This is a genomic window from Seohaeicola saemankumensis (genome assembly GCF_021021435.1).
Lineage (GTDB): Bacteria > Pseudomonadota > Alphaproteobacteria > Rhodobacterales > Rhodobacteraceae > Seohaeicola.
This window is the reverse complement of the sequence record NZ_JAINWI010000010.1, coordinates 140,833-167,763: the sequence shown is the minus strand read 5'-3', so window position 1 is coordinate 167,763 and position 26,931 is coordinate 140,833. Positions and strand designations below refer to the sequence as shown.

Below are 26,931 nucleotides of genomic sequence, written 5' to 3'. Positions count from 1 at the left end.
TGTCCCGCTATTCCCAGCAACTGACAAGAACCGTCATTGCACCGGCGCGACGGGTCAGGTCGACGGGATGGATCATGGCGGTTTCCGTTGCTTCTGTCGGGGTAAGGCCCAGACGGTCCAGCATGGCACGGATGGCAGCGGCATCGACGCTGAAGCTGACATCCTGCGGCAGTTGCCGCCCGTTGTCCTGTGGTGCTGTCAGCATGCCAAGAACCGCGCCGCTGGCATCGAAAACCGGTCCGCCGATATCTCCGGGCAGCACGTCAAGCTCCAGCCGCTTCAGATTTTCTTCGCCGTTCAGCCCGCGCAGATCGGCTAGCCGGCCATAGGTCAGCGTCGGCGCGCTGAGAATGCCACCATAGGAGAAACCCGCGACCGAAATCTCCGATTGCAGGCGCGGGGTCGCGGTCTGGAAAGCCGCAGCCGCCATCGGAACCAATGGCTGGTCAGGCCGCAACACCGCAATGCCCTGCGCCGGATCGCTTTCCAGCACCTGCGCTTCTGCGTCATTGTCCAGCGTGATCCGTGTGCAGGCCGCAACCGCATCTGCCGTTGTCACGACCGTTCCTTGTGTATCGACAAAGAATCCCGACCGCGTCATGCGCGGCTTGCGGATCTCGAGCCCAGAGACAAGGTCGATCCGTTGCTCACCCGGCATGCCTGCCGCGAAATCCAGCACACCGTCCGTGCGGGCAAAGCTTTTCTGCATCTCGCCCAGCAGGCGCAGGCGACGGTCCTCGTCACCGGCAGGCCAGACCAGTGTAAAACCCTTGATCCGCCCGTTCAGCAGGCTGACTTCGGTATGCGAGACAAAATCCCCGCCTTGCCCGATCAGGGTAAAACCATCCTCGCGCCGCTCGCGCGGGCCTTCGGTGGGCACGATCTGCAAAGTCTGCATGATATCGTAAAGACCGAACATCGTGGCCTGATCGCCTTCTTGACTGATCAGAAGCACACGGGCGTCGATATCGTTGCTAGTCTCGTAATGCACGAAAGGTGGCTCGATGCGGTCAAAGCTGACAACACCCAGCGGCAGCAAAATCTCGATGCCCGCGGTGTCGTCGCGCACCATTTGCAGATCCAGTCCTTCCAGAACCGCATTATACTGCTTGAGCAGCGTCTCGCGCTGGAGTGTCGTCAGAATGCCGGTCGTGTCGAAGTTGTTGGCACTCTGCCACGCGGCCATCGACGACCGTGTTCCGCGCCCGAATGCCCCGTCGATGGCCCCGTCATAGAAACCGGCCCATTTCAGCGCCACTTGCAGGTTCTCGCGTGCGTCCCGCGTCAGCAGCGCCTCGCTGGTGCGGGCTTCGTTGGGGCTTTCATCGGGCAGGGGCGGCTGTGGAATCCCGTCCTCGTCCGTCAGTGGAACAGGTGCCAGCGCAAGGGGTTGTTCAGGCTCCGGCGCTGTGGGTTGCGCGGGCTGGGGCAGGTTTAGCAGATTGGCGCCAATGGGCCAGAACTGCTGCCGGAAGCTGCTGGTGAAGGCAATATAGCTGTCATTCGGGATGGTTCTTTCGGCGCGGTAGACCCGCAACACTTGATCCGCATCGGACCGCACATAGGGCCCAAGCGCAATTGCATACCACCCGCTATTGAGCGCAAATCCGTTCACATCGGGCAGTTCGGCCGCATAGGCGCGGGCGCGCTCCTGAGCTTCTGCCAGCGTGGAATGCGCCTCGATCTGGATCCAGACGACCTCCTGCTGTGCCATGAGGGGCCGGGTGAGGCAGAAAGCAACCCCGATAATCGCTATAATGAATCTGAACATGATGGGAATATGACCCTGTTTATGTGTGTTTTGCCCTTGAGCGACTGCTCTGATGGTGTTTTAGCAAATCCAGCCCTGCATGCACCCCAATAATGCGTCATCACGGAATTGACCCGATGCAATGCGGGCCTTAGGTAGAGCGCGCGACCGGTCGGGCAGGCAAAACTGTCATGGCGGGACGCACGGACATAGCCCGATAAGGTTGGGACGGATAAGCATGGTAGAGACAGGCAGCACACCGCGCAGTTTTCAGGAGATCATCCTGCGGCTGCAAGGCTATTGGGCGCGGCAGGGCTGCGCCGTAATGCAGCCCTATGACATGGAAGTGGGCGCAGGCACCTTCCATCCGGCAACGACGCTGCGTAGCCTTGGCACCAAGCCATGGGCCGCAGCCTATGTGCAACCTTCGCGCCGCCCGACCGATGGCCGCTATGGCGAAAACCCCAATCGTTTGCAGCATTACTACCAGTATCAGGTGCTGATCAAACCAAGCCCGCCGGATTTGCAGGCGCTCTATCTGGGCTCGTTGCAGGCCATCGGCATCGACATGGAGATGCACGACATCCGCTTTGTCGAGGATGACTGGGAATCCCCCACGCTCGGTGCTTGGGGGCTGGGCTGGGAAGTCTGGTGCGACGGGATGGAGGTTTCGCAATTCACCTATTTCCAGCAGGTTGGCGGGCATGACTGCCATCCGGTTTCGGGCGAGCTGACATACGGGCTGGAACGTCTGGCGATGTATGTTCTTGGTGCGGCGCATGTGATGGACATGCCCTATAACGATCCTGACGCGCCGATCCCGCTGACCTATGGTGATGTGTTCCGCCAGACCGAGCAGGAATACAGCCGCCACAATTTCGACGCCGCCACGACCGAGATGCTGTTGCGCCATTTCGAGGACGCCGAACGCGAATGCGCGCAATTGCTGGCACAGCCTGCCGAAGACCCCAAGACCGGCAAGCGCATCATCATGGCGCATCCGGCCTATGACCAGTGTATCAAGGCCAGCCACCTGTTCAACCTGCTGGACGCGCGCGGCGTCATTTCCGTGACCGAGCGGCAGGCCTATATCGGACGCGTGCGCGCGCTGGCCAAGCAATGCGCGGATGCATTCGTGCAGACCGACGCAGGAGGCTGGGCCGCATGATGGGCAAGTTTCTGGCGTTCCTGATCCTTGCTGCGGCAGTGATCGGTGGCGGCGCCATGTATTACCTGCAGGTTTACGGCTATTACGACGAGATCGCGGCCTCTGGTCCTGCTGATGTGCAGGTGGTCATTGCGGCCTCGGGCCAGTCTGTGCCTCTGCCGCATAGCGATTTTCAGGCGATTGATTCCGATAGCAGCCCGATCCGCTATCGCGCCTGTTTCACAACAGATCTGACCGCTGCGGAACTAGCCCAGACCTATCAGCCCTATACCGGCGCCGTGCCCTTGCTGGCGCCCAAATGGTTCGACTGTTTCGATGCCCGCGAGATCGGCGCAGCGCTTGAGGACGGGCGCGCACTGGCTCTTATGGGCACGCCCGATATCCGCTACGGCATTGACCGGATCATTGCCGTGCTGCCCGACGGTCGAGGATTTGTCTGGCACCAGATCAACCGCTGCGGCGAGGTGGTCTTTGACGGCCAGCCCGCGCCCGATGACTGCCCGCCGCCTCCGGCTAATTGAATACCCGCAAGGAAACTGATCCATGCCCGATCTTCTGATTGAACTTTTCTCCGAGGAAATTCCCGCGCGTATGCAGACCCGCGCGGCCGAGGACCTGAAGAAACTGGTGACAAACGGGCTGGTCGAGGCAGGGCTGACCTATGCGGGCGCTGCCGCTTTTTCCACGCCGCGCCGTCTGGTTCTGGCCGTCGAGGGCTTGCTGGCCAAATCACCCACCCTGCGCGAGGAACGCAAAGGCCCCCGAGTCGATGCGCCCGAACAGGCAATCGAAGGCTTCCTGCGCGGCGCTGGCCTGACCCGTGACCAACTGATGGAACGCGATGCGGGCAAGGCGCGCGTGTTCTTTGCCGTGGTCGAAAAACCGGGCCGTCCGGCGGCTGATATCGTGGCCGAAGTGCTGGATCACACGATCCGCAATTTCCCCTGGCCCAAATCCATGCGCTGGGGGGCGGGTTCCTTGCGCTGGGTGCGCCCGCTGCAATCCATCCTGTGCATTCTGACCGACGAGGCCGGGGCCGAGATCGTGCCGCTGTCCGTGGATGGCATCACCGCTGGAAACACCTCCGAAGGCCACCGTTTCATGGGCAAGGGGCGGTTTTCTGTATCTTCGTTCGAGGATTACAGCGCCAAGCTGAAACAGAACCGCGTGATCCTTGATCCGGCGGAACGCGCGGGGGCGATCTGGGCCGAGGCGACAAATCAGGCCTTTGCAAACGGCCTTGAAGTGGTCGAGGATCAGGGCCTGCTGGCCGAGGTTGCAGGGCTGGTCGAATGGCCGGTTGTGCTGATGGGCAAGATCGACGAGGCGTTTTTGGGCCTGCCTGCGGAAGTGCTGCAAACCTCGATGAAGGAGCACCAGAAGTTTTTCAGCGTCCGCAACCCCAAGACGGGCCGGATTGAACGCTTCGTGACAGTCGCCAATATCGAGACCCGCGATGACGGGGCCACGATCCTTGCGGGCAACCAGAAAGTGCTGTCGGCGCGTCTATCGGATGCGCGCTTCTTCTGGGAAAACGACCTGCGGACCGTCAAATCCGTGGGGCTTGAGGGGATGGGCGCGGGGCTGTCTTCCGTGACCTTCCACAACAAACTGGGCTCGCAGGCCGACCGCGTCGCGCGGATCGAGGCACTGGCCCGCGAGATCGCACCGCTGGTCGGCGCGAAACCCGATCTGGTCGCCGAGGCGGCCCGGGTTGCCAAAGCCGATCTGCAATCCGAAATGGTCGGCGAATTCCCCGAACTTCAAGGGCTTATGGGGCGGTATTATGCTGCGGCAGCCGGGCTGGATGCGTCGGTGGCCGAGGCTTGCGAGATGCATTACAAACCTTTGGGGCCGACGGATTCTGTGCCGAATGATCCTGTATCGGTGGCTGTGGCACTGGCCGACAAGATCGACACGCTGACAGGGTTCTGGGCGATTGACGAGAAGCCGACGGGAAGCAAAGACCCCTACGCCCTGCGGCGGGCGGCTTTGGGTGTGATCCGGTTGGTTCTGGGGAATGGGGTGCGGATGCATTTGAAAGAGCTTAGAATTTCCGCCGAAATGCGTATTCCCGATGAACATAAATCTGGCGAACTAGTTTCTGAAACTGCAGGCCATGACCAAGATAGCTTGCTGTCCTTCATCCACGACCGCCTGAAAGTCTACCTCAAGGACCAAGGCATCCGCCACGACGTCATCGACGCCTGCCTCTCCGAGTCAAGTGGCGCGCCTTCCGGCGCGACGCCCGGCAGTGACGATCTGACTCTGTTGGTCAAGCGCGCCGAGGCTCTCGCAGCGTTCCTGAAAACCGATGACGGGGAAAACCTGCTGCAAGGGTTCAAGCGCGCCAACAATATCCTGTCTCAGGCCGAGGAAAAAGACGGTGTCGAATATTCCTTCGGCGCGGATGTGAAATTCGCGGAATCCGATGCTGAACGCGCGCTGTTCGAGGCTCTCGACACCGCCGAGGCGGCGATTATCCCCGCCATGACATCCGAGGATTTTGCCGCTGCGATGTCAGCCATGGCCGCCCTGCGCGCGCCGATTGATGCGTTTTTCAACGCGGTGCAGGTGAACACGGACAACGAGATCATCCGCCGCAACCGTCTGAACCTGTTGCACCGTATCCGCACCATCTGTCTGTCGGTGGCCGATCTGACACGTCTGGACGGCTAAGCACCACCTGCGACGCTTCGGCCCTGGTTTGCCCCAACGCTTTGCTTGCGTTGGGGCGCACGGGGCGTATTCTGCGTCTGAATACGAAAGGCGCCGCAGTGCAGCATAACGATCCCGATTTCACCCTTGTGACGCCAACTGCGCCGATTCGTGCGACCACGCATGGCGGGCGCGCCAAATGCCTGCAAAGGCTCGCGCGGCTTGATCTGCCGGTGCCGCTGACTGTTGCCCTCAGCTTTGGTGCGGTTGAACGGATCGCAGCGGGCGAGATGCCGGATATGGCCGATCTGCTGGCCCCGTTTGGCGAGCGGCCTTTGCTTTGCGTGCGTCCCTCCTCGGAAGACCCTGATTGGGGCGGGCCGGGGGCGGTGCTGAATATCGGGATGAACGACAAGGTCTATGCCGAATTGCGCGCGGGCATGGGCGATGATGCGGCGGCGGCACTGTATCTGCGCTTCGTGCAGTCCTATGCGGTGCATGTGGCGCGGCTTGACCCCGATATGTTCGACGATGTGACGCTGGATGGTCCCGAAGGTCTGGACGAGGTGCTGCGCGCCTATGAGGCCGAGACCGAAGAAGAGTTCCCCCAAGACCCCGCCGTTCAACTGGCCGAGGTGCTGCGCTCGATGGCGCGGGCGTGGTCGGGCACAACCGCGCGCCTGCTCAGGCAGGCCAAGGGCGCTCCCGCCGATGCAGGGTTGGGCCTTGTGGTGCAAGCCATGGCGCTGGGGCTTGGCAAGGGCGAATGCGGGTCGGGTGTGATCCAACTGGTGAACTCGCAAACGGGGCATAAGGTGCTGACAGGGCGCTACCTGTCGCAAAGTCAGGGACGCGACGCGCTGCAACGCGGCACAGGTGCGCTTTATCTGGAACGTGACAGCCGCGGCCCCTCGCTTGAGGAACTGGCCCCCGACGCCTTTGCCGAGTTGAAGGCCCATACCGCCCTGATGCGATTGCGTCTGCGCGAGGAAATGCAGGCCGAATTCACCATCGAAAACGGAAAGGTGCATATTCTTGACGGTGTGCGCGTCGCCCGCAACGCCCGCGCCGCCGTGCGGATCGCTGTGGCGCTGGCCGAAGAAGGGATCATCCCGCGCGAGGAGGCATTGCTCAGGATCGAGCCACGCTCGCTGAACGAATTGCTGCACCGCCAGATTGACCCCCAAGCGCCGCGCGACCGTCTGGCGCGTGGCATTGCCGCCAGTCCGGGGGCGGCCAGTGGTCGTCTGGTGTTTACCGCAGCCGAGGCGCAGGCCAGTGCCGCGCGCGGCGAGGCATGTATTCTGGTACGCCGCGAAACCAGTCCCGAGGATATTCGCGGCATGCATGCCGCCGTGGCTGTGCTGACCGAACGCGGCGGAATGACCAGCCATGCTGCCGTGATCGGGCGCGGTTTGGGCCTGCCTTGCGTGGTGGGGGCCTCGGATATCAAGTTCAATCTGCGTAAAAATGCCCTGACAGCACCGGATGGCCGTGAATTCCGCGCCGGTGATATCCTGACCATCGACGGCACCAATGGCGAGGTTCTGGCAGGCGAGCCCGCGATGCTTGAGGCCACGCAGGACGATGCCTTCCAGACCTTGATGGAATGGGCCGATGCGGTGCGCGATATCGGCGTGCGCGCCAATGCCGACACGCCTGCCGACGCGCAAACTGCGCGCAATTTCAAAGCGCAAGGGATCGGCCTGTGCCGGACCGAGCATATGTTTTTCGAGGCGGATCGCCTGACTGTGATGCGCGAGATGATCTTTGCCGATGCGAGCCATGACCGCCGCGCTGCATTGGACCGTCTGTTACCCATGCAGCGCGCAGACTTTGCGGAACTGTTCCGCATCATGCAGGGCCAGCCAGTCTGTATCCGCCTGTTCGACCCGCCGTTGCACGAATTCCTGCCGCATGACCGCGCTGGCCACCGCGAACTGGCCGAAGCGCTGGACCTGCCTTTGTCAGATGTAACCCGCCGCTGCGAGGCTTTGGCCGAATACAACCCGATGCTTGGGATGCGCGGTGTGCGTCTGGGCATCACCGTGCCCGAAATCTATGACATGCAAGCCCGCGCCATTTTCGAGGCGACGATACTGGCCAGTCGTGACGGTGATCCGGTGGTGCCTGAAATCATGATCCCGCTGGTCTCGGCCAAGCGCGAGGTGGAACTGGTCAAAACCCGCGTCGATGCGGTGGCCGCAGCGGTCCGCAATGAATCGGGGGTGAATTTCACCTACCGTTTAGGCGTCATGGTCGAGACCCCGCGCGCCGCCCTGCGTGCGGCCGAAATCGCCCCGCATACCGCATTTTTGAGTTTTGGTACCAACGACCTGACGCAGATGACCTATGGTCTGTCGCGCGACGACGCGGGGCGTTTCATGTCGACCTATGTGCAGCAAGGCGTCTTTCCCGAAGACCCGTTCCACACGCTGGATCAGGACGGGGTCGGCGAGTTGTTGCAGATTGCGGCAACAAGAGGGCGGCAGACCCATCCGAATCTGGTGCTGTCGATCTGCGGCGAACACGGGGGTAACCCCGAATCAATCGCCTTCTGCAGGGATGCCGGATTCGACTATGTATCCTGTTCTCCCTTCCGTGTGCCTGTCGCCAGACTGGCCGCCGCGCAATTGGCGGTCAGGGACAAGATAGGGTAGAAAGACCGCACTCTTACCTCTAGATTTCCGCAAACTGCCTGGAAAAACAGCAAATTTCCGAAAGGCCCATTTGAGCGAGTTCCCGCCTGTTTCGGGTGCGAATAGTGCTCGGGTGGACGCCAGGGTCATTTTTAGCTAAGCCCCCATCTGATTTTGCGAGATGAAACGGATTTCTGCTTACCGGTCATCTTGACAAGGAGATGACGAAAATGCGCCTTTTTGCTGCCATTGTGCTGGCCACATCCGTGGCTTTTCCTGTGATGAGTGAAACACCGATCCATGAAGTCCTGAAACAGGAACGCCGCGGTCTGAACAGCCTGTCCTCGTCGCATCTGGATAGTTTTCTGCAAAAGACCAAGCCTGCCCAGGGGCAGATCAGCTATAGCCAGTCATGGCTGGACAGCCTGCCGCGTCCCAAGCTGACACAAGACGATATGCGCTGCCTGTCCGAGGCACTGTATTTCGAGGCGCGCGGAGAATCCATTCGCGGTCAGTTCGCTGTGGCGGAGGTGATCCTGAACCGTGTCGACAGCGCGCTTTACCCAGATACGGTCTGCGGTGTGATCCATCAGGGAACGGGGCGCAAATACCAGTGTCAGTTCACCTATACCTGCGATGGCATCCCCGATGTGATCCGCGAGAAACAAGCCTATGATGTCTCGGTCAAGGTCGCCAGCGTTATGGTCAGCGGCGCGCCACGCGCGCTGACAGAAGGTGCGACGCATTACCATACCAAGGCGGTCAACCCCAACTGGGCGCGGAAATTTCCGCGGACGGCCACGATCGGCGTGCATCATTTCTACCGCCACCCGATGGAAACGGCGCTGAACTGAACAGGCAACGCGTCCTTCAGGGCGACGGTTTCAAGCGATATGGTGCCGCGGGTGGTCTTGCGGGCGGGGCGATCGGCGCTACTGTGCGCCCTCATCGCAGAGGGGACCTATCATGAGCAGCGAAATCACATGGGCTTTTGCCCATCCGTCCGAGCGCGCCGAGGCCACAGCCGGCCCCGAGGTGCTGGACCGCATCTCGCTGCGTGATCATGTCGTTACTGTTGAAATCGGGGCATTTCAGGCTGAACGCGGCACGATGCAGCGCATCTGTTTCAATGTCGTCGTCGAAGTTGCGCCACAAGGTCAACTGGATGACGACGTGGATCGCATCCTGTCCTATGACAAGGTGACCGAGGCGATTGCCCATGAACTGGCCGCAGAGCGGCTGAACCTGCTTGAAACGCTGGCGCAGCGGGTCGCCGACCGCATTTTGATGGAGCCGCAGGCCCTGCGCGTGTTTGTCCGGATCGAGAAACTGGACCGCGGCCCCGGTGCCTTGGGTGTCGAGATAGTGCGCGCAAGGAAATCGGCGGATATTCCGCGCGGTGACGACGACCGCCCGCATCCCGAGGTGATCTATCTTTCTAATGCCGCCATCGCATCGGGCCATCTCAAGGGCTGGATTGATCAGTTGGAAGCGGGGCATCGCCCGACAATTCTTTGTGTTGGTGCAGCCCAAGTGCCTGCACCGCAAGCTGCCCATCCCTTGGCGCAACGCCGGATCGACCTTCTGGCGATCGAACAGAACGCGTGGGTTCTGGCCGCGCGCGATCCGCGCTGTGTCGTGGTCAACTCGCGCACCGAACTGGACTGGTCCATGCGGCAGGGCCAGATCAGCGTCTGGGCCCCGTCCAAGATCGTGCTGGACGCGGTCGACGGGCCTTCGGCGCAACCGCGCGACGCGCTTGAACTGGTCTTGTGGTTCGCACGCCATATGCAGGCGGCGGATGTCCTTGTGATCGGCGAAAGCCTGCCGGATGTTGCAGACCTGCCAGTTCGGGCCATGGCAGCGGACCAGCCCGTTCTTTAACGGTGCTTGCCAACGGGCGTTCAATCGCCCATCACATGCCAAGCATGAAGACCTATTTCCGCCCCCTTGTCCTGACTGGACCGGAACAGCCCGCAGATGCGCTGCCATTGGCTGGCGGACCATTGTGGTTCGACCGTGTCGAGCGGTTGACGCGGGACAAGCCGCCCGTCGTCGTGCCCGCCAGTGACCTTCCGGACAGGATTGTTGAACATTTGACTGCACCCCGCGCGGCGATTGCCGGTCTGGATATGGGGCGCGTGCAGATTATGGGCATCCTGAACGTGACGCCTGACAGCTTTACCGATGGCGGACAGCATGATGCGCCCGCGGCAGCGCTGGCTCATGCCCGCCGGATGCTGGCAGACGGGGCCGATCTGATTGATATCGGCGGAGAGTCGACGCGCCCCGGGGCGCTGGCCGTACCCGCCGGTCAGGAAATCGACCGCACGGCGCCAGTCATTGCGGCGCTGCGGGCGGCAGGGATCAAACTACCCCTGTCCATCGACACGCGCAAAACCGCCGTGGCCCAAGCCGCTGTCGCGGCAGGGGCCAGTCTGGTCAATGATGTATCGGGTTTCACCTTCGACGAGAGCTTGGCGCGGTTTTGCGCGGATCAGGCGCTGCCTGTCTGTGTCATGCATGCACAGGGCGACCCCCAGACCATGCAACAAAATCCGCAGTACGATGATGTCTTGCTGGATATCTACGACTACCTCGAAGCGCGCGTGGATGCGCTTGCGGATGCGGGCATTCCGCGGAACCGCATCATCGTTGATCCGGGCATCGGCTTTGGCAAGACACAGGCCCATAATCTGGCGCTGCTTGCCCGCATCAGCCTGTTTCATGGGTTGGGCTGCGCTGTGTTGCTTGGCGCATCACGTAAGAAATTCATCGCTACTCTGGGACAGGCGCCGCAGATTGCGGACCGAGTGCACGGCTCGGTCGCCGTTGCGTTGGCCGCCGTCGCGCAGGGTGTACAGATCCTGCGGGTCCATGATGTCTTTGCGACCAGATCCGCCCTGACCCTTTGGCAAGCCTCTGTGAAAGGACAAGCCTATGACCCGTAAGCTGTTTGGCACCGACGGGGTGCGTGGCACGGCCAATACTCATCCGATGACCGCCGAGATGGCGTTGCGGATTGGGGCTGCTGTTGGCCGCTATTTTCGCCGCGAGGCGGGCACCACGGTCCATCGCGTTGTGATCGGCAAGGATACGCGCCTTTCGGGCTATATGTTCGAAAACGCGTTGACTGCGGGCCTGACATCCACAGGTATGAATGTCCTGCTGCTGGGGCCTGTGCCCACACCTGCCGTGGGTTTGCTGACACCGTCGATGCGCGCCGATCTGGGGGTGATGATCTCGGCCAGCCATAACCCGGCCTCGGATAACGGCATCAAGTTTTTCGGCCCCGACGGGTTCAAGCTGTCGGACGAGGCCGAGGCCGAGATCGAACGCCTGATCGAAGAAGGCGTGGCACCCGCACAGGCGCAGAATATCGGACGCGCCAAGCGGATCGACGACGGGCGTTTCCGCTATGTTGAACGGGTCAAGTCGACCTTTCCTTTCGGAATGCGGTTGGACGGGATCAAGGTCGTGATCGACTGCGCCAACGGGGCTGCCTACCGCGCCGCGCCCGAAGTGCTTTGGGAGTTGGGCGCGGATGTCATTCCGGTGGGGGTGAACCCTGACGGGCGCAACATCAACCTCGATTGCGGTTCGACCAAGCCGCGACTGGCAGCGGAAACCGTGGTGGCGCATGGGGCCGATCTGGGGATCTGCCTTGATGGTGATGCCGACCGTGTCATCCTGATTGACGAGAACGGGCAGGTGGCCGATGGCGACCAGATCATGGCGCTTCTGGCCGCCCGCTGGGCCGAGGAAGGGCGTTTGAAAGGTGGCGCATTGGTGGCCACCGTCATGTCCAATCTGGGGCTGGAGCGGTTCATGAACGCGCGCGGGCTGCGCCTCGAACGGACTAATGTCGGCGATCGCTACGTAGTGGAACGGATGCGGGCAGGCGGCTATAATCTGGGAGGCGAGCAATCGGGCCATATCGTGATGACCGATTATGCCACGACCGGTGACGGCCTGATGGCCGGTCTCCAGTTTCTGGCTGAGATGGTAAGGACAGGGCAACCCGCCTCAAGCCTGACACGAAACTTCGAAAAAGTGCCGCAGCTTTTGCAGAATGTCCGCTATGCTGATGGCCAAACCCCTTTGGAAGCCCCCTCAGTGCAAAATGCGATTGCCGCTGCCGAACAGGCACTGATTGGCAAGGGGCGTCTGCTGATCCGCAAATCCGGCACGGAACCCTTGGTGCGGGTCATGGCCGAATGCGAGGACGAGGCGCTGCTGTCGCGCGTCGTCGCCGCTGTTGTCGATGAGGTGACAGCGGTGACGCAGGGCTGAGAGCACAAAAAACTTGTCTGCCCATGCAGTATGCTTTTAACTCGCAATGGTTCATGATCTGTTTTGCAGAGTGGAGGTTTTGATGAAACTGGTTTTAGGTTCGTTTTGTGCCCTTGCCCTTTCCGCCAGCGTGGCGTTTGCCGAGATGCAGGTCGCCTTGGGCGCGCCTTGGGACGGAAAGCGTGTGCCCAAGGGTCAGCAATGCACTTTGCATGGCGGGCAGGGCGCGACCCCGCCGATGCGGGTATCCGCGATTCCAGCCGGAACGGTGATGCTTGCTGTCGAATATAACGACAAAAGCTATGCCCCTTTGTCCAGCAAGGGCGGGCACGGCGTCATCGGTTATCCGGTCAAAGGCAATACAGCCGATCTGCCGGCCGTGCCTGGCATGACCGACAAACTGCCTGCAGGGATCAGGGTGATCTCGAAGGCGCGCAGCACGGGGCAATATGCATCCTCCGGCTATCTGCCGCCCTGTTCTGGTGGGCGCGGCAATGACTACCGCGCGGATGTGAAGGCCGTGGGTGCAGATGGCAAGGTTATCGAAAAGGTGACTGTCCGGCTAGGCCGCTACTAGCCTGTGATCAGCCGCGCCCGAAAAGCCGCATCAGGCTGCCCCACTGGCTGACAGCCAGCCCCGTCATGATCAGCGCAAGGGCTATGAAAAAGCGCATGGGCAAGGCTTCGGACAGGATCAGCGCCCCGAACGCCATCGACCAGAGCGGCACCTGATAGTTGACCAATGTCATGAAGACGGGACCTGCGCTGCGGATCACATGGACCCGCAGCAGCGCAGCCAGTGCGGTCGGAAAAAGACCCAGAAACAGGATCGCGAAACCAGTGGTCTGGCTTGCCCAGACAGGCACGCCTTCCATCAGCAGCATGGCGGGCAACAGCACGACCGATCCGACCACCAAGGTGACGGTCGATAGCACGATCGGATCAATCGGCGGACAGCGCCGCGTCAGGATCGCTGCCACGGCATAGGATAGCGCAGCACCCACGCAAGCCAGTTGGCCAAGACCCGCGCGATCACCGGTTGCCGACACTACGCCCGGCCCGATCAGAACTGCCGCGCCAACAAACCCCACGATGACGCCGATGCTGCGGCGCAGGGTCAGCGGCTCATCGGCGAAGACATGCGCCAATGGCAGCACGAACAAGGGCAGAGCCGCCATCGAAATGCCTGCAAAAGCCGATGGCACATATTGCTGGCCCCAGCTGAGCAGGAAGAACGGCATCGCTGTCGATAGCAGACCAATCGCGGCCAGATAGGACCAGAGCTGTAAATCGCCTGTCGGGAACCGTCGCCCCATCACGCGCATCAGCAAGGTGAGCGCCGCTGCTCCCAAAGTGGTGCGTGCACAGGCCACGGTCAGGGGGCCGTAATCCCGCAGCGCAAGCGAGACAACCATGAAAGTACCGCCCCAGACAAGGCCCAACAGCCCGATCGAGGCCCAGTTCGCAGCAGTAGGATTTTGTGCCATGGGGGGCAATAACCATGTGCCCGCAGCAATGTCCACCTTGTGCATGAAAAAGGGGCACCCCATCAGGAGCGCCCCAGATTTCAACGGTTTGCACCGCTATCATGACTCGCTGCGCGAAGATCAGTTCTTGGCTTTGTCGACCATCTTGCCAGCCGAGATCCATGGCATCATGCCGCGAAGCTGCTCGCCGACCTGTTCGATCTGGTGCTCGTCGTTCAGACGGCGTGTTCCCTTGAAGAAGGGCTGACCCACGGCATTTTCCTGCATGAAATCGCGCACGAATTTACCGGTCTGGATGTCGCGCAGCACGGCTTTCATGCGGGCTTTGGTCTCGTCGTAAGGCAGGATACGCGGGCCGCTGACATATTCGCCGTATTCCGCAGTGTTCGAGATCGAGTAGTTCATGTTGGCGATACCGCCTTCATAGATCAGATCGACGATCAGCTTGACCTCGTGCAGACACTCGAAATAGGCCATTTCGGGCGCGTAACCGGCTTCTACCAGTGTCTCGAAACCCATGCGGATCAGTTCGACCAGACCACCGCAAAGCACGGCCTGTTCGCCGAAGAGGTCGGTCTCGCATTCCTCGCGGAAGTTGGTCTCGATGATCCCCGAACGCCCGCCACCGATGGCCGAGCAATAGGACAGACCGATTTCCAGCGCCTTGCCGGATGCGTCATTATGCACAGCCACAAGGCAGGGCACGCCGCCGCCTTTGGTATATTCGCCGCGCACGGTATGGCCGGGGCCTTTAGGGGCCATCATGATCACGTCGACGCCAGGCTTTGGGTCGATCAGGCCGAAATGGATGTTCAACCCGTGGGCAAAGGCAATCGCGGCACCTTCACGGATATTGTCATGCACGTATTTCTTGTAGGTTTCGGCCTGCAATTCATCGGGCATCGTGAACATGATCAGGTCGGCCCAGGCGGCCGCTTCTGCGATACCCATAACCTTCAGACCCTCGCCTTCGGCTTTCTTGGCCGAGGCCGAGCCTTCGCGCAGGGCGACGACAAGGTTTTTGGCGCCGGAATCGCGCAGGTTCAGCGCATGGGCGTGGCCCTGCGAACCATAGCCGAGGATAGCTACTTTCTTGTCCTTGATCAGGTTGATATCGCAATCGCGGTCATAATAAACGCGCATGGGGTGATCCTTTCAGGTTGATGTCTTGAGCCTTGCTCTGACCGTAACCATAGCGATTTAGCGCTCATTGTGTTTTCAAATTTTATGCGTATGAAGTCTAAATGGGAAAAATCATTCGCTAAAATCAAAAGAGCGTATAAATCATGCTTGACGACACGGACCGCCGCATCCTGCGCCATTTTCAGACCGATCCCGCGCTTGGCACAGCGGAACTGGCTGAACGGGCTGGGGTGACGCAGGCCACGTGCTGGCGGCGGCTTGAGCGACTGACCGCGCGCGGTATCCTCAAGGGACAGCAAGCCGTGATCGACTGGCAGGCGCTTGGCTACGCGGTCGAGGTCAGTTTGCGGATCACGCTGGACAAAACCGTGACCCGCGCCTTTGACGATTTCCTGATTGCAGCCCGTGATATCCCCGAGGTTCTGGAAATCCAGACCTTTCTGGGCCGCGTCGATCTGCGGCTATCGGTCATTGCGCGCGACATGGGGCATTACCAGCAGCTTTATCGCAGCCGCATCCTGACCCTGCCCCATATCGCCGATATCGAGGCGCTGATGCATGTCGCGCGGATCAAATCGGACGAGGTGCTGCCGGTATGACGACACTATCCCTGACCGATCTGGACGACACGGACCGCGCGATCCTGCGCGCATTGGTCGATGATGCCACGCTGAGCGCGGGGGCCTTGGGGCGGCGTCTGGGTTTGTCGCAACCGGCCACGTGGCGGCGCATCAAGCGGTTGCAGGAGGCGGGTGTTGTCAAAACGCGGCGGTTGGTGTTGGATCACGAGAAGCTGGGCTTTGGCGTCACGGTCTTTCTAGGGGTGAAGCTGGCCACCAAGGGACGTGTCAGCCTTGAGGATTTCGAGCGCGCTGTGACCGCCATCCCCGAAGTGCAGACGGTCGAGCATATCCTTGGACTTTACGACTACCGCCTGCGCGTCGTGGCGCGGGACATCTCCGACTTTGAACGCGTCCTGCGCCGCCGCATCATGACCCTGCCGGGCGTGGGCGATGTCGAGGCGAATGTTCTGTTGTCCGAGGAGCGGCGTCCGGGGCCACTGTGACCCTGTCGGATAGGTCTTGCAAAAGATGCTTGGCCTTTGGGCCTGCGCCACTATACCCAATGGGTATGCAAAGCCCGAGGAGGAGATGCCGATGAATGCCCTGCTGACCAATGTAGACCCTGACGGGTTGCTGGAATTCTCGGTCGTGTTTACCGACCGCTCGCTGAACCACATGAGCGCAAGTTTCCAGCAGGTGATGCGCGATATCTCGGGCATGCTGAAAGAGGTCTACAACGCCGATGGTATCGCCCTCGTCCCCGGTGGCGGCACCTATGCGATGGAGGCGGTAGCGCGGCAGTTCGGCCATGATGCCCATGCGCTGGTGGTCAGGAACGGCTGGTTCTCCTACCGTTGGAGCCAGATTTTCGACGCGGGACAGTTCACTTCAAAAACAACTGTATTCAAGGCGCGCCAGACCGGAAATGGTGTTACGGCGCCATTCGCGCCCGCTCCGATTGACGAGGTGACAGCCGCGATCCGTGACGCCAAACCGGATGTCGTCTTCGCGCCGCATGTGGAAACATCGGCCGGATTGATCCTGCCCGACGATTACATCTCCGCGCTGGCCGCCGCCGCGCATGATGTGGGTGGGCTGATGGTGCTGGATTGCATCGCATCGGGTTGCGCTTGGGTAGATATGAAGGCAACCGGCGTGGACGTGCTGATCTCGGCCCCGCAAAAGGGCTGGTCGGCCTCGCCCTCGGCGGGTCTTGTAATGCTGTCGCAGCGCGCGATCGAGCGGCTGGAGCACACCAGCAGCGATAGCTTCGCGGTCGATCTGAAGAAATGGTACACGATCATGCAGACCTATGAGGGGGGCGGGCATGCCTATCATGCCACCATGCCCACCGATGCCCTGCGCGCCTTTCGCGACACAATGCTGGAGACCCGCAATTACGGCTTCGAGGCGCTGCGTCAGGCGCAATGGGATCTGGGCAATGGCGTGCGTGCCATGCTGGCAGACAAAGGCGTGGTCTCGGTCGCGGCAGACGGGTTCGGCGCGCCGGGGGTCGTGGTCAGCTATACGGATGATCCCGATATCCACAATGGCAAGAAATTCGCGGCCCTCGGCATGCAGATCGCGGCAGGTGTGCCTTTGCAATGCGACGAACCTGCGGGCTTTCGCACCTTCCGTCTGGGGCTGTTCGGGTTGGACAAGCTTTATGATGTGCCCGCCACGCTGGCGCGCCTGAAAGCCGTAATCGACAAGGTGCTTTAAGCGCCCCGTTTCTTCTTGCCGGAAATATCCCCGCCGGAGGCATCCGACGGGGGCCGCAAAAATGCAGCGTTCAGCCTTTGGCGCCAAGCCCCATCTGCATCATCGTGCGACGTACCGGCGCCAAGGAATAGATCGCGTTCAGGCCTGCCGCGCGCAGGTCGCGCAAAGGCTGTGCCGATATCATCGAGGCGCGATTAAGCAGGTCGATCCCCGCTACACGGGTGCGCACTTCGGTATGGCGGCGCTTGTGGAATGTTTCGAGCATCGCAGCGTCGCCCAAGCGGTCGGGCGCGGCCTCAGCCAATTCCAGCAATACACGCATGTCGCCAAGGCTCATATTCAGGCCCTGCGCGCCAATCGGCGGCACGACATGCGCGGCCTCGGCCACCAGCGCCACGCGTTCGGCATACATGCGTTCCGCCACCTGACTGATGATCGGCCAGACCGTGCGGCGCGACGCCAGCGTCAGCGGACCGTAGAGATTGCAGGACCGGATATTCATCTCCGCCTCGAATACCGCTGGCGGCAAAGCAGCAAGGCGCAACACCTCGGAGCCCTGTTCCATCCAGACCACAGCCGAGGATGGCATCCCGTTGAAATCGGGCAGTGGCACCAGCGTGAAAGGCCCGCCCGAGCGGTGGATTTCGGTCGAGACATTGTTGTGCGGGACCGGATGGGTGACCGCGAAGGCCAGCGCCTTTTGCCCGTAACGTGTTGTTTTGACAGGAACGCCCGCAGCGTCACGCACGGGTGAATGGCGACCGTCCGCGGCGATCACAAGGCGCACACGGGCGCTCGTGCCATCCGACAGACCGACACGCGCCTCGGCCTGCCGAGTGAAAACGGTGCTGACGCCGGTGCCGGGACGGAAGGTGACATTGGGCAGGTCGTCCAACCGTGCCACCATCTCGCGCCGCAGCAACCAGTTCGGAAGGTTCCAGCCAAAAGGCTTCTCCGAAATGTCCGAGGCGTCAAAATCCTTTGTCAGGCGAGGCTCTGGTTCTGGCCCGCCCGCATCCACGATCCGCATGATCTGCAAGCCCGCGGCATGCGGTGCAAGACGCTCCCACAGGCCCGCGCGATCCAGCAGGGCCTGGGCCGGTTGCAAGAATGCGGTAGTACGAAGATCCGCTCCATCCGCCTCGCGGTCGGTGACGGGCGGGGCGGGATCCACGCAGAGTACGGAAAAGCCCGTGCTGCCGAAGACGGACGCCGCCGTCAGACCCGCAACACCGCCGCCGGATACGAGGATATCGAAATCGAATTGCCGCATGATGAACCTCCTGCTTGAGCCCTACTTAGGGCGTGCAAGCAGAAAGGTCCAAGCGGCATTACGTCATCCGCGCGAAATCAGGATCAGCAGCACGAAGATGACCGGAACGGCGATCACAGCGGGAATATAGAGACCTGGTATCCCGAAGGCGGCAATCGCCAGCCCCCACAGGATGATGCCGAAGAGGGTGAGCACCAAAATAAGGCCAACGGGGTCAGCCTTGGCCGTTTTTGTTTTGGTTTCGGTGGTTGCGTCCCTTGAAGTGTCGATATCGGCGGCAAGGCTGGTGTCGATCTTGCTCATCAAATGGGGTCCTTTGCATGGCGGGCATTTAAGCTATGCCCGACATATAGGTTTCCACCTGTCACAGAAGAACCAGATTGACGCAGCGCGGCGAGGTGCCGCAGCCAAAAGGCACCAACTGCTAGACGAGCCGCGCCAGAAATCCTGTCAGATCGTCCGTATGGTGATGTATGTGATCGGCTTTCATTGGCTTTGGGGCCACATGGACGGTTTGCATCCCCATCGCATGGGGCGCTGCCAGATTGCGCGCATCGTCCTCGAACATCGCGGCTGATTGCGTGTCCAAACCGTCGCGGGCAAAAATCGTTTCGAAGGCCTGTGCCTCGGGCTTCGGCAGAAAACCGGCATCCTCGACACCGTAGATCGCATCGAAGAGCCCAGACAACCCGCGCGCCGCAATGACCCTTTCGGCATAGGGCGCACATCCGTTTGTATAGACGATCTTGCGGCCCGGAAGCGCGCGGATATGGTCGGCCAGCGCCTGATCCACCTCGAGATGGTCCAACGAGATATCATGCACATGCGTCAGATAGGGGGCGGGGTCGACATCATGTTCCCGCATCAGTCCCGCCAAAGTCGTGCCATAGGTCCGCCAGTAGTGATGGCGCAAATGGTTTGCGCGGGCGTGGTCCACGCCAAGCGAATCCATCACGAACTGCGTCATCCTGACCTCGATCTGGTCAAAAAGACGCGCCTGCGGCGGATAGAGTGTGTTGTCCAGATCAAAGACCCAGCCTGTCACGTGGGAAAAATGCTGCTTTGGCATGGCGCGACGCTACCGCGCCCGCGCCTGCTCTGCAACAGTTGGCCTTGCCTCACGGCATGGCGCGGCGATAGTCTGCGCTGATGAAAAAGGAGACGGCACGGATGAAGGATCTCAAACCGGTGCAGAAAGACGCCTACACCCTGATACTCGAGGCGATTGACACCGGGATTTACCGTCCCGGTGATCGTCTGGTGGAAAGCGAGCTGGCGGACCGGTTCGGTGTCTCGCGCACACCGATTCGCGAGGCATTGCAGCGGCTGGAAACCCAATCCCTGCTGACACGCGACGGGCGCAGTCTGATCGTGGCCTCGCTGGACCACAACCAATTGAGCGAACTTTACGTCGTGCGTGCCGAACTGGAAGGTCTGGCCGCCCGACTGGCCGCGCGCCATGCCACCGCTGAAGAGGCGCGCGTGTTGCGTGATATGGTCGATGCCGATCAGGCCCTGCTGGGCAATCCCAAGGGGCTGGCCCGCGCAAACCGCCGGTTTCACAAACAGATCCATCTGGCCTCGCATAACCGCTATCTCGTGCAGCAGTTGGACCTTGTGCACCGGTCAATGGCTTTGATGGCGACCACGTCGCTGGCGGCCGAGGGGCGGGGAGAGGTTGCTTTGGCCGAACATGCCGCAATCGTCACCGCGATCGAGAACCGCGATGAAATGGCGGCTTATGAGGCGTTGCGGGAGCATATCTCCAAGGCTTTCGTGACTCGTCTGAAACTGGACAGCGGCACTCTCAAGAGTTTGGAATAGAATTGCGCCTGTCAAATCTGCTGCTGCGGCGGCGCGGGGTCATGGAATGGCCATGTGCTGTCTTGTCCCAGAAGAAAGGTGCTGTCACCAGTTCGTAAAGGGCTTTGTAGGCGGCGAAAACACCAAGCGGGAAATAGAAATGCAGCGTCGGCACCCAGAACATCAAATGCCGGTGCGCGGGGCCTGACACGGCCAGCAATCCGGCGGTGATCGTCAGCAACTCGACCAACAGGAAAAGCCGCGCGATCAGCGTCAGCAGCACCGGCGAAAGAACAGTATCCAGCGGATGTGGCAGACCAAAGACGATCAGCCAAAAGGACCACAGGACCGGTGCCAGCAAAAACTGCGATAGCGCCGTGACAAAATGGGTCTGACAGCCGATGTACCGCCATAGTCCCAACTGGCGCAGCAACTGGCGCGGCTGTCGCATATGCACCAGATAGGTAACCATATACCCTTTGAGCCAGCGCGAGCGTTGCTTGATCCACGGCAGTAGATGGCAATTCGCCTCCTCATGGGTGGTGGTCGCGATCATCTCGGTCCGGTAGCCATGGCGCGCCAAACGAAAGCCGAGATCGGCGTCTTCGGTCACGTTATGGGCATCCCATCCGCCCAGTTCCTCTAGCGCCTTGCGCCGGAAAAACAGCGTTGTGCCACCTAGCGGGATCGCAAAGCCAAGCCGCACCATGCCGGGCATCATCACGCGGAACCAACTGGCATATTCGATGGTAAAACAGCGGGCCAGCCAGTTCTGGCGCGGATTGTAATAATCCAGCACACCTTGCAGGCAGACCAGATCGGGCGGGGCGGTCGCAAAGCGCGCAACGACCAGATCAATCTGGTCGGGATCGGGGGCATCCTCGGCATCGTAAATGCCGACAATTTCGCCCTGGCAGAAATCCAGCGCATAGTTCATCGCACGCGGCTTGGTTCGGGGCTGGCCATCGGGAACGGTGACAACCCTTATCCAGGGCGGCAATCTGGCCTTGGCAAGTGCCGTGCGGGTAATCGTATCGCATTCCTCAAGGACAAGAAGAACATCCAGCAACGCCTTGGGATAACGTAGTTTTTCCAATCGGCGGATAAGAATTTCGGCAACTTCGGGTTCGCGGAACAATGGTACAAGGATCGATACGACAGGGCGCTGGCCTGCACCTGCCGCCTGCACCAGTCCACGCGGTGAAGTCTGCGCCGGACCGGGCGGTTTGTCCGGACGTTGCAACACGAATGCCGCGATAGCCGCAGTGCGATGCAAGGCGGCTACCAGCAACGTGGCCAAAGCCCAACCGACAAGAAAGGTGAAACTGCCGGTCGGAAAGACCAACAACAGCGCAAACGCTACCATGACGAGGCCTGCAAGCAAGGTGTAGCGGCGCCAACCGGCCCGCGCCCAGCCGCGACAGCTTTCGATTTCGGGCACGCGGAGAAGCGCAGCGTCGGTCATTTCCGCGCGCCAGAACAGGGAAATCGCTGCCTCCAGACCGGACGGTGAAACAAGAACGGGTTCGGTTCGGTGAAACGGGGCGGGCAATTGGGCGCAACGTTCGGTGAAACCCTCGGGGCGCGCTGTGGCCATCAAGAGCGTGCCATCTGGCCTCGTCCGCCAAGGCAGTATCTGCAGCCGCAGACATGTTGCGGGGTCGAGCAACTGCATCAGCAACGGATCGGGCGGCATGTCCACAAGATCGACCAGTTGCAGGGACATGCAGTCAGCGCGTGCCGCCAGAAGCTGATCCGCCGACAACCAGCCTTCGTTCACGGCGATATCGGCCAGCCCGACCCGGTCCTGCCGCATTTGGATTCTGGCCGCCAGCATCTGTCCGACCGTCACAAGCTTGCGATCCACCAGATAGCGGGCCAGTCCATTTTCGGCCCTGTCATCGGGCATCAGTGCAGAGTTAGAGGGCCCTTGCACCACTTGATTTTCGCCATGCCATAGCAACATTCGCTGACCCCGGTTGGTTCCGCCGCGGGAGATAATCCCGCAAGCTGCCGACCCAGAGTGCAGATCATAAGTTAAGCGCTGCTTAACAGGTGCTTAACCGGCAACTTTATCCGCTCGTGTCGCCATATGCGCCGCAAAGCGTTCAAACAGGTAGAAGCTGTCCTGCGGACCGGGGCTGGCTTCGGGGTGGTATTGCACAGAAAAGACCGGCCGGTCGGCCAGTCGTATCCCGCAATTTGATCCATCAAACAGCGAGACATGGGTTTCCATCACGCCTTGCGGCAGGGTCTGGCTGTCGACGGCAAAACCGTGATTCATCGACGTGATCTCGACCTTGCCGGTCTCCAGATCTTTGACCGGATGGTTGGCCCCGTGATGGCCGTGGTTCATCTTGATCGTTTCGGCGCCAAGGGCGAGGGCCAGCATCTGGTGACCAAGGCAGATCCCGAAGACGGGCAGGTCATGCTTCAGGATGCCCTGGATCATCGGCACGGCATAAGCGCCGGTCGCCGCCGGATCGCCAGGGCCGTTGGACAAGAACACACCATCGGGGCTGTGGGCCATGACGTCATCTGCGGTGGCCGTGGCGGGCAGAACCGTAACGTCGCAACCGACCGAGGCCAGACAGCGCAGAATGTTGCGTTTCGCGCCGTAATCCACGGCGACAACCTTGAACTTGGCTTCGGACTGCCGGACATAGCCATCCGGCCACGCCCAGCGCATCTCGTCCCAGCGGTAGGATTGCGCGCAGGTCACATCTTTGGCCAGATCCAGCCCCTTGAGGCCAGAAAAGGCGCGCGCGCGGGCAACCAGCGCCTCGATATCGAAAACTCCGTCGGGGTTATGGGCCAGTGCGACATGCGGAGCCCCCTGTTGGCGGATCGCACGGGTCAGGCGTCGCGTATCCACACCGCCGATCGCGATGCGGCCTCGTTTTTCCAGCCATCCGGTCAGATGTTCCGCTGCACGCCAGTTGCTAGGCTCGGTGGGGTCCCATTTCACCACCATGCCTGCGGCAACCGGATCGGCGGTTTCGTCGTCATCGGGGTTCACACCGACATTACCGATATGGGGGAAGGTGAAGGTCACAACCTGCCCCGCATAGGACGGATCGGTCATGATTTCCTGATAGCCTGTCATCGCCGTGTTGAAGCAAAGCTCGGCCTGTGTCTCGCCTGTGGCACCGAAACCGCGACCGTAGAACAATGTTCCATCCGCAAGGGCAAGGCAGGCCGTCGGGCGAGGGGAGTGGGTCTGGGTCATCGGGTGTCTCCGGTTCGGATGTGGCAGCACGGGTCTGGCGGGCAGATTTGACCCGACCGTGACCGCAAGCGCAGGGCGCGGGCAAACTTGCGGAGGTTTAAGGGTAGGGCCTGCCATGGTCAAGGGCCAGCGTGCCGTAAAGTCATCACGCTTGGCCTTATAAACAAGGGCGCGCAAAGGGGCAGAACTGTTGCTCTTGCGGGGTGGACACACTATGTGTCGCCTTTGGGACAAACCCGAGGAATGGACAGAATGAATATGCGAGAGCGGGTCAACGTGGCCCTCAAACAAGCCATGAAAGACAAGGCGGCAGATCGCCTGTCGACATTGCGCCTGATCAACGCCGCGATCAAGGACCGTGATATCGCGGCGCGCGTCGATGCGGATTCCGAAGGTGTCGGGGATTCCGAGGTTCTGGCGATTCTGGGCAAGATGTCCAAGCAGCGCATGGAAAGCGTGCGCGCCTACGAGGAAGGCGGCCGTGTTGATCTGGCCGAACGCGAGCGGGCCGAGATCGCCGTGATCGAGGAATTCCTGCCGCGCCAGTTGACCCAAGCCGAGATCGACACCGCTGTTTCCGACGCCATTGCGGCGACCGGCGCGACGTCGATCCGCGACATGGGCAAGGTCATGGGCGAGTTGAAGACCAAATATCTGGGACAAATGGATTTCGGCGCGGTCGGTCCCATGATCAAGGCGCGGCTCAGCTAAGGCTCTGCGGCAACGAAAGATACAACACGGCCCGGTCTGGTTTCAGGTCGGGCTTTTTTGCTTTCGGGCTGCGAGGTGATGCCGCGCCACGGATCGCTTTGCCGGCCTCCCAAAAAAATCCTGCACTGCCTATCTGTCACTATTATCCGATATTATCCGATTTGGCGCTGCGTAATGCCTCGCAAAGATCATTGAACAAGGCTTTGCGCTCGTCCTCGGACAGGAACGAGCCGATCTCGACTGTGCGGCCATTGCCGGTCAGAGTGACGTAGAAGGGCACCGGCCCGCCCTTCGGGTGCAACTCGGCCCGCGCCCAGAAACTGTTGCAATCCCATTCCTGACGGTCGCCCTTGGGGTTGGTACGGGTCAGGTGGATATGCCGCGCATCCAGCGTCAGTTCTTCAAGGATGTTGCCATCTCGATAACTGCGCTCCAGCCCCCACCAGACAGCGGCGACCGCAGCCATTAGAAAAGGTAGCAGGCCCCACATCACAGCGGTGCCGAGCAGCGGATAAAGCGGGATTGTGATCAGCGTGAAGGTACCCAACACAAAAGCCGCCATGCCACGGCGCGGAAGCGAGCGGTGGGGCCAGAGTGTCAGGTTGCGGCTGGTCGGGTCGGGATCGGTCCATGTATAGGGCATAAGGCGTCGGTTCGCTGTTCAGAATATTCCGAAAACTAATGCCTTTGGCGCGCAGGTAAAGGTGCGGCACTGCGGGCAGGTGTCGCAGTCCCATAGGACTGTGACGCAATGCAAAAGGGCCCCGAGGGGCCCTTTTATCGTCATGTCACTCGCCTTAATGGGCGTGGCCTTTGTCCCAGTCTTCCCGCTTGGGAAGTTGCTCGAACGTGTGCTCGGGCGGCGGGCTGGGCAGGGTCCATTCCAGCGTATCGGCATACTCGTTCCAGTAATTGTTCTGGGTGACGCGTGCGCCACGGAACAGCGAGTAGAACATGATGCCGAAGAAGAAGATGAACGAAGCAAAAGATATGAACGCCCCGATCGACGACCAGTAGTTCCACAGGGCATAAGCCTCGGGATAGTCGATATAGCGGCGGGGCATGCCCTGACGGCCAAGGAAGTGCTGCGGGAAGAATGTCAGGTTCGAGCCGAGGAACATCATCCAGAAGTGCAGCTTGCCTGCCCACTCGGGATAATGACGACCCGTCATCTTGCCGAAATAGAAGTAGATACCGGCAAAGATCGCAAACACTGCCCCCAGCGACATCACATAGTGGAAATGGGCCACCACATAATAGGTGTCATGGTAGGCACGGTCGATCGCCGCCTGACTGAGCACGATGCCGGTCACGCCACCTACGGTGAACAGGAACAGGAAGCCGAAAGCCCAGAGCATCGGTGTCTCGAAAGTGACGGAACCGCCCCACATTGTAGCGATCCAGCTGAATACCTTCACACCGGTTGGCACAGCAATCACCATCGTCGCCATCATGAAGTAGGACTGCTGCGTCAGCGACATGCCCACGGTATACATGTGGTGGGCCCAGACGACGAAGCCCAATGCGCCGATCGCGATGATCGCCCAGACCATCGGCAGATAGCCGAAGATCGGCTTGCGCGAGAAGGTCGCGATCACGTGGCTGATGATGCCGAAGCCCGGCAGGATGATGATATACACCTCGGGGTGGCCGAAGAACCACAGGATGTGCTGGTAGAGCACCGGATCGCCGCCGCCTGCGGGGTCAAAGAAGGTTGTTCCGAAATTGCGGTCTGTCAGCAGCATGGTGATCGCACCCGCCAGAACCGGCAGGGACAGCAGAATCAGCCATGATGTGACGAAGATCGACCATGCGAACAGTGGCACCTTGAACAGTGTCATGCCGGGGGCACGCATGTTCAGGAAGGTGGTGATCATGTTGATCGCACCAAGGATCGACGAGGCTCCCGACACGTGCACCGCGAAAATAGCCAGATCCAGCGAGAAACCGCCCTCGTTCGTCGACAGAGGCGGGTAAAGCACCCAGCCCACACCCGAGCCCAGCTGGTCATTGCCACCGGGCGCCAGCAGCGAGGCAACGCCAAGGGCGGTGCCAGCCACATACATCCAGTAAGACAGGTTGTTCATGCGCGGGAAAGCCATGTCCGGTGCGCCGATCTGCAGCGGCATGAAGTAGTTGCCAAACCCGCCGAACAGGGCCGGAATCACGACAAAGAACATCATCAAGACGCCATGATACGTGATCATCACGTTCCACAAATGACCGTTCGGGGTACATTCCGCAGAGGAGGCGATGAACCTTGCGCCTTCGAGGCACATATATTGGACACCCGGCTCCATCAGTTCCATCCGCATATAGATGGTGAAGGTGACGGAAATCAGACCGACCACCGCCGAGGTGATCAGGTAAAGGATGCCAATGTCCTTGTGGTTCGTGGACATGAACCACCGGGTAAAAAACCCGCGCTGGTCCTCGTGTCCGTGGCTGTGAATGGCTGCGTCGGCCATGCGGTTGCCTCCTGTAGGTGGTTT

General features: G+C 60.8%; 24 protein-coding genes. 14 read left to right on the top strand and 10 right to left on the bottom strand.

Features of this window, described 5'->3' with window-relative positions:
- Positions 1 to 7: 7 nt before the first annotated feature.
- Positions 8 to 1,771: a serine protease gene (locus K7H22_RS07490; protein WP_230800110.1), complete on the bottom strand. Its 1,764-nt coding sequence runs from the start codon at positions 1,769 to 1,771 to the stop codon at positions 8 to 10.
- Positions 1,772 to 1,988: 217 nt separating this feature from the next.
- Between K7H22_RS07490 and K7H22_RS07485 the strand changes: the two genes are divergently transcribed.
- The 9 genes from K7H22_RS07485 (at position 1,989) to K7H22_RS07445 (ending at position 13,085) form a co-directional block, all read left to right on the top strand.
- Positions 1,989 to 2,918 (top strand): glycine--tRNA ligase subunit alpha, encoded by a 930-nt coding sequence (locus K7H22_RS07485; protein ID WP_230800109.1) that lies wholly within the window; start codon positions 1,989 to 1,991, stop codon positions 2,916 to 2,918.
- Complete coding sequence (locus K7H22_RS07480; protein WP_230800272.1) at positions 2,918 to 3,439, top strand: DUF6446 family protein; 522 nt, start codon at positions 2,918 to 2,920, stop codon at positions 3,437 to 3,439. The genes K7H22_RS07485 and K7H22_RS07480 overlap by 1 nt, the downstream gene beginning before the upstream one ends.
- 22 nt (positions 3,440 to 3,461) lie before the next feature.
- The gene (gene glyS / locus K7H22_RS07475) at positions 3,462 to 5,597 is read left to right on the top strand and encodes a glycine--tRNA ligase subunit beta (protein WP_230800108.1); all 2,136 of its coding nucleotides are present in this window, start codon (positions 3,462 to 3,464) and stop codon (positions 5,595 to 5,597) included.
- A 98-nt stretch (positions 5,598 to 5,695) separates the two neighbouring features.
- Complete coding sequence (gene ppdK / locus K7H22_RS07470; protein ID WP_230800107.1) at positions 5,696 to 8,236, top strand: pyruvate, phosphate dikinase; 2,541 nt, start codon at positions 5,696 to 5,698, stop codon at positions 8,234 to 8,236.
- Between the two features lie 209 nt (positions 8,237 to 8,445).
- Positions 8,446 to 9,069, top strand: coding sequence for a cell wall hydrolase (locus K7H22_RS07465; protein WP_230800106.1), 624 nt, complete (start codon positions 8,446 to 8,448; stop codon positions 9,067 to 9,069).
- Positions 9,070 to 9,181: 112 nt separating this feature from the next.
- A complete protein-coding gene (locus K7H22_RS07460) occupies positions 9,182 to 10,099 on the top strand; it encodes a dihydroneopterin aldolase (RefSeq protein ID WP_230800105.1) in 918 nt (305 codons plus the stop codon).
- Positions 10,100 to 10,143: 44 nt separating this feature from the next.
- Positions 10,144 to 11,166, top strand: coding sequence for a dihydropteroate synthase (gene folP, locus K7H22_RS07455; RefSeq protein ID WP_230800271.1), 1,023 nt, complete (start codon positions 10,144 to 10,146; stop codon positions 11,164 to 11,166).
- Positions 11,156 to 12,508, top strand: a complete 1,353-nt coding sequence (gene glmM / locus K7H22_RS07450) for a phosphoglucosamine mutase (protein ID WP_230800104.1) — start codon at positions 11,156 to 11,158, stop codon at positions 12,506 to 12,508. The genes folP and glmM overlap by 11 nt, the downstream gene beginning before the upstream one ends.
- A gap of 82 nt (positions 12,509 to 12,590) precedes the next feature.
- Positions 12,591 to 13,085, top strand: coding sequence for a hypothetical protein (locus tag K7H22_RS07445; protein WP_230800103.1), 495 nt, complete (start codon positions 12,591 to 12,593; stop codon positions 13,083 to 13,085).
- 7 nt (positions 13,086 to 13,092) lie between these two features.
- On the opposite strand, the gene K7H22_RS07440 is transcribed toward K7H22_RS07445, so the two are convergent.
- Complete coding sequence (locus K7H22_RS07440) at positions 13,093 to 13,995, bottom strand: DMT family transporter (protein WP_230800102.1); 903 nt, start codon at positions 13,993 to 13,995, stop codon at positions 13,093 to 13,095.
- A 120-nt stretch (positions 13,996 to 14,115) separates the two neighbouring features.
- Positions 14,116 to 15,138 carry a ketol-acid reductoisomerase gene (ilvC, locus tag K7H22_RS07435; protein WP_230800101.1) on the bottom strand — a complete coding sequence of 341 codons (1,023 nt, stop codon included), beginning with the start codon at positions 15,136 to 15,138 and terminating at the stop codon, positions 14,116 to 14,118.
- Between the two features lie 143 nt (positions 15,139 to 15,281).
- Here ilvC and K7H22_RS07430 point away from each other — a divergent pair, with 143 nt between their 5' ends.
- The 3 genes from K7H22_RS07430 to K7H22_RS07420 all read left to right on the top strand — a co-directional run bounded on the left by K7H22_RS07430 (position 15,282) and on the right by K7H22_RS07420 (position 17,423).
- On the top strand, positions 15,282 to 15,737 hold the full coding sequence (locus K7H22_RS07430; RefSeq protein WP_230800100.1) for an Lrp/AsnC family transcriptional regulator: 456 nt from the start codon (positions 15,282 to 15,284) through the stop codon (positions 15,735 to 15,737).
- An 11-nt stretch (positions 15,738 to 15,748) separates the two neighbouring features.
- The gene (locus K7H22_RS07425) at positions 15,749 to 16,204 is read left to right on the top strand and encodes an Lrp/AsnC family transcriptional regulator (RefSeq protein WP_230800270.1); all 456 of its coding nucleotides are present in this window, start codon (positions 15,749 to 15,751) and stop codon (positions 16,202 to 16,204) included.
- Between the two features lie 91 nt (positions 16,205 to 16,295).
- The gene (locus K7H22_RS07420; RefSeq protein WP_230800099.1) at positions 16,296 to 17,423 is read left to right on the top strand and encodes an aminotransferase class V-fold PLP-dependent enzyme; all 1,128 of its coding nucleotides are present in this window, start codon (positions 16,296 to 16,298) and stop codon (positions 17,421 to 17,423) included.
- A gap of 70 nt (positions 17,424 to 17,493) precedes the next feature.
- Here the strand turns inward: K7H22_RS07420 and K7H22_RS07415 are convergent, their stop codons facing one another.
- The 3 genes from K7H22_RS07415 to K7H22_RS07405 all read right to left on the bottom strand — a co-directional run bounded on the left by K7H22_RS07415 (position 17,494) and on the right by K7H22_RS07405 (position 19,765).
- Positions 17,494 to 18,696 (bottom strand): UbiH/UbiF family hydroxylase, encoded by a 1,203-nt coding sequence (locus K7H22_RS07415; protein WP_230800098.1) that lies wholly within the window; start codon positions 18,694 to 18,696, stop codon positions 17,494 to 17,496.
- 63 nt (positions 18,697 to 18,759) lie between these two features.
- Positions 18,760 to 18,999: a hypothetical protein gene (locus K7H22_RS07410; protein ID WP_230800097.1), complete on the bottom strand. Its 240-nt coding sequence runs from the start codon at positions 18,997 to 18,999 to the stop codon at positions 18,760 to 18,762.
- A 121-nt stretch (positions 19,000 to 19,120) separates the two neighbouring features.
- The gene (locus K7H22_RS07405; protein WP_230800096.1) at positions 19,121 to 19,765 is read right to left on the bottom strand and encodes a pyrimidine 5'-nucleotidase; all 645 of its coding nucleotides are present in this window, start codon (positions 19,763 to 19,765) and stop codon (positions 19,121 to 19,123) included.
- 101 nt (positions 19,766 to 19,866) lie between these two features.
- On the opposite strand from K7H22_RS07405, the gene K7H22_RS07400 reads away from it, so the two are divergent.
- On the top strand, positions 19,867 to 20,520 hold the full coding sequence (locus K7H22_RS07400; RefSeq protein WP_230800095.1) for a GntR family transcriptional regulator: 654 nt from the start codon (positions 19,867 to 19,869) through the stop codon (positions 20,518 to 20,520).
- Here K7H22_RS07400 and K7H22_RS07395 read toward each other — a convergent pair.
- Both K7H22_RS07395 and carA read right to left on the bottom strand, forming a co-directional pair.
- Positions 20,504 to 22,408 carry a glycosyltransferase family 2 protein gene (locus tag K7H22_RS07395; protein WP_230800094.1) on the bottom strand — a complete coding sequence of 635 codons (1,905 nt, stop codon included), beginning with the start codon at positions 22,406 to 22,408 and terminating at the stop codon, positions 20,504 to 20,506. The genes K7H22_RS07400 and K7H22_RS07395 overlap by 17 nt on opposite strands.
- 150 nt (positions 22,409 to 22,558) lie before the next feature.
- Positions 22,559 to 23,728 carry a glutamine-hydrolyzing carbamoyl-phosphate synthase small subunit gene (gene carA, locus K7H22_RS07390; protein ID WP_230800093.1) on the bottom strand — a complete coding sequence of 390 codons (1,170 nt, stop codon included), beginning with the start codon at positions 23,726 to 23,728 and terminating at the stop codon, positions 22,559 to 22,561.
- Positions 23,729 to 23,980: 252 nt separating this feature from the next.
- Here carA and K7H22_RS07385 point away from each other — a divergent pair, with 252 nt between their 5' ends.
- Entirely contained in the window at positions 23,981 to 24,439 is a 459-nt protein-coding gene (locus K7H22_RS07385; protein WP_230800092.1) for a GatB/YqeY domain-containing protein, read from the top strand.
- Positions 24,440 to 24,581: 142 nt separating this feature from the next.
- Here K7H22_RS07385 and K7H22_RS07380 read toward each other — a convergent pair whose 3' ends face one another.
- Together K7H22_RS07380 and ctaD are read right to left on the bottom strand one after the other, a co-directional pair.
- A complete protein-coding gene (locus K7H22_RS07380) occupies positions 24,582 to 25,082 on the bottom strand; it encodes a DUF2244 domain-containing protein (protein WP_230800091.1) in 501 nt (166 codons plus the stop codon).
- Between the two features lie 154 nt (positions 25,083 to 25,236).
- On the bottom strand, positions 25,237 to 26,907 hold the full coding sequence (gene ctaD / locus K7H22_RS07375; RefSeq protein ID WP_230800090.1) for a cytochrome c oxidase subunit I: 1,671 nt from the start codon (positions 26,905 to 26,907) through the stop codon (positions 25,237 to 25,239).
- Between the last annotated feature and the right edge of the window lie 24 nt (positions 26,908 to 26,931).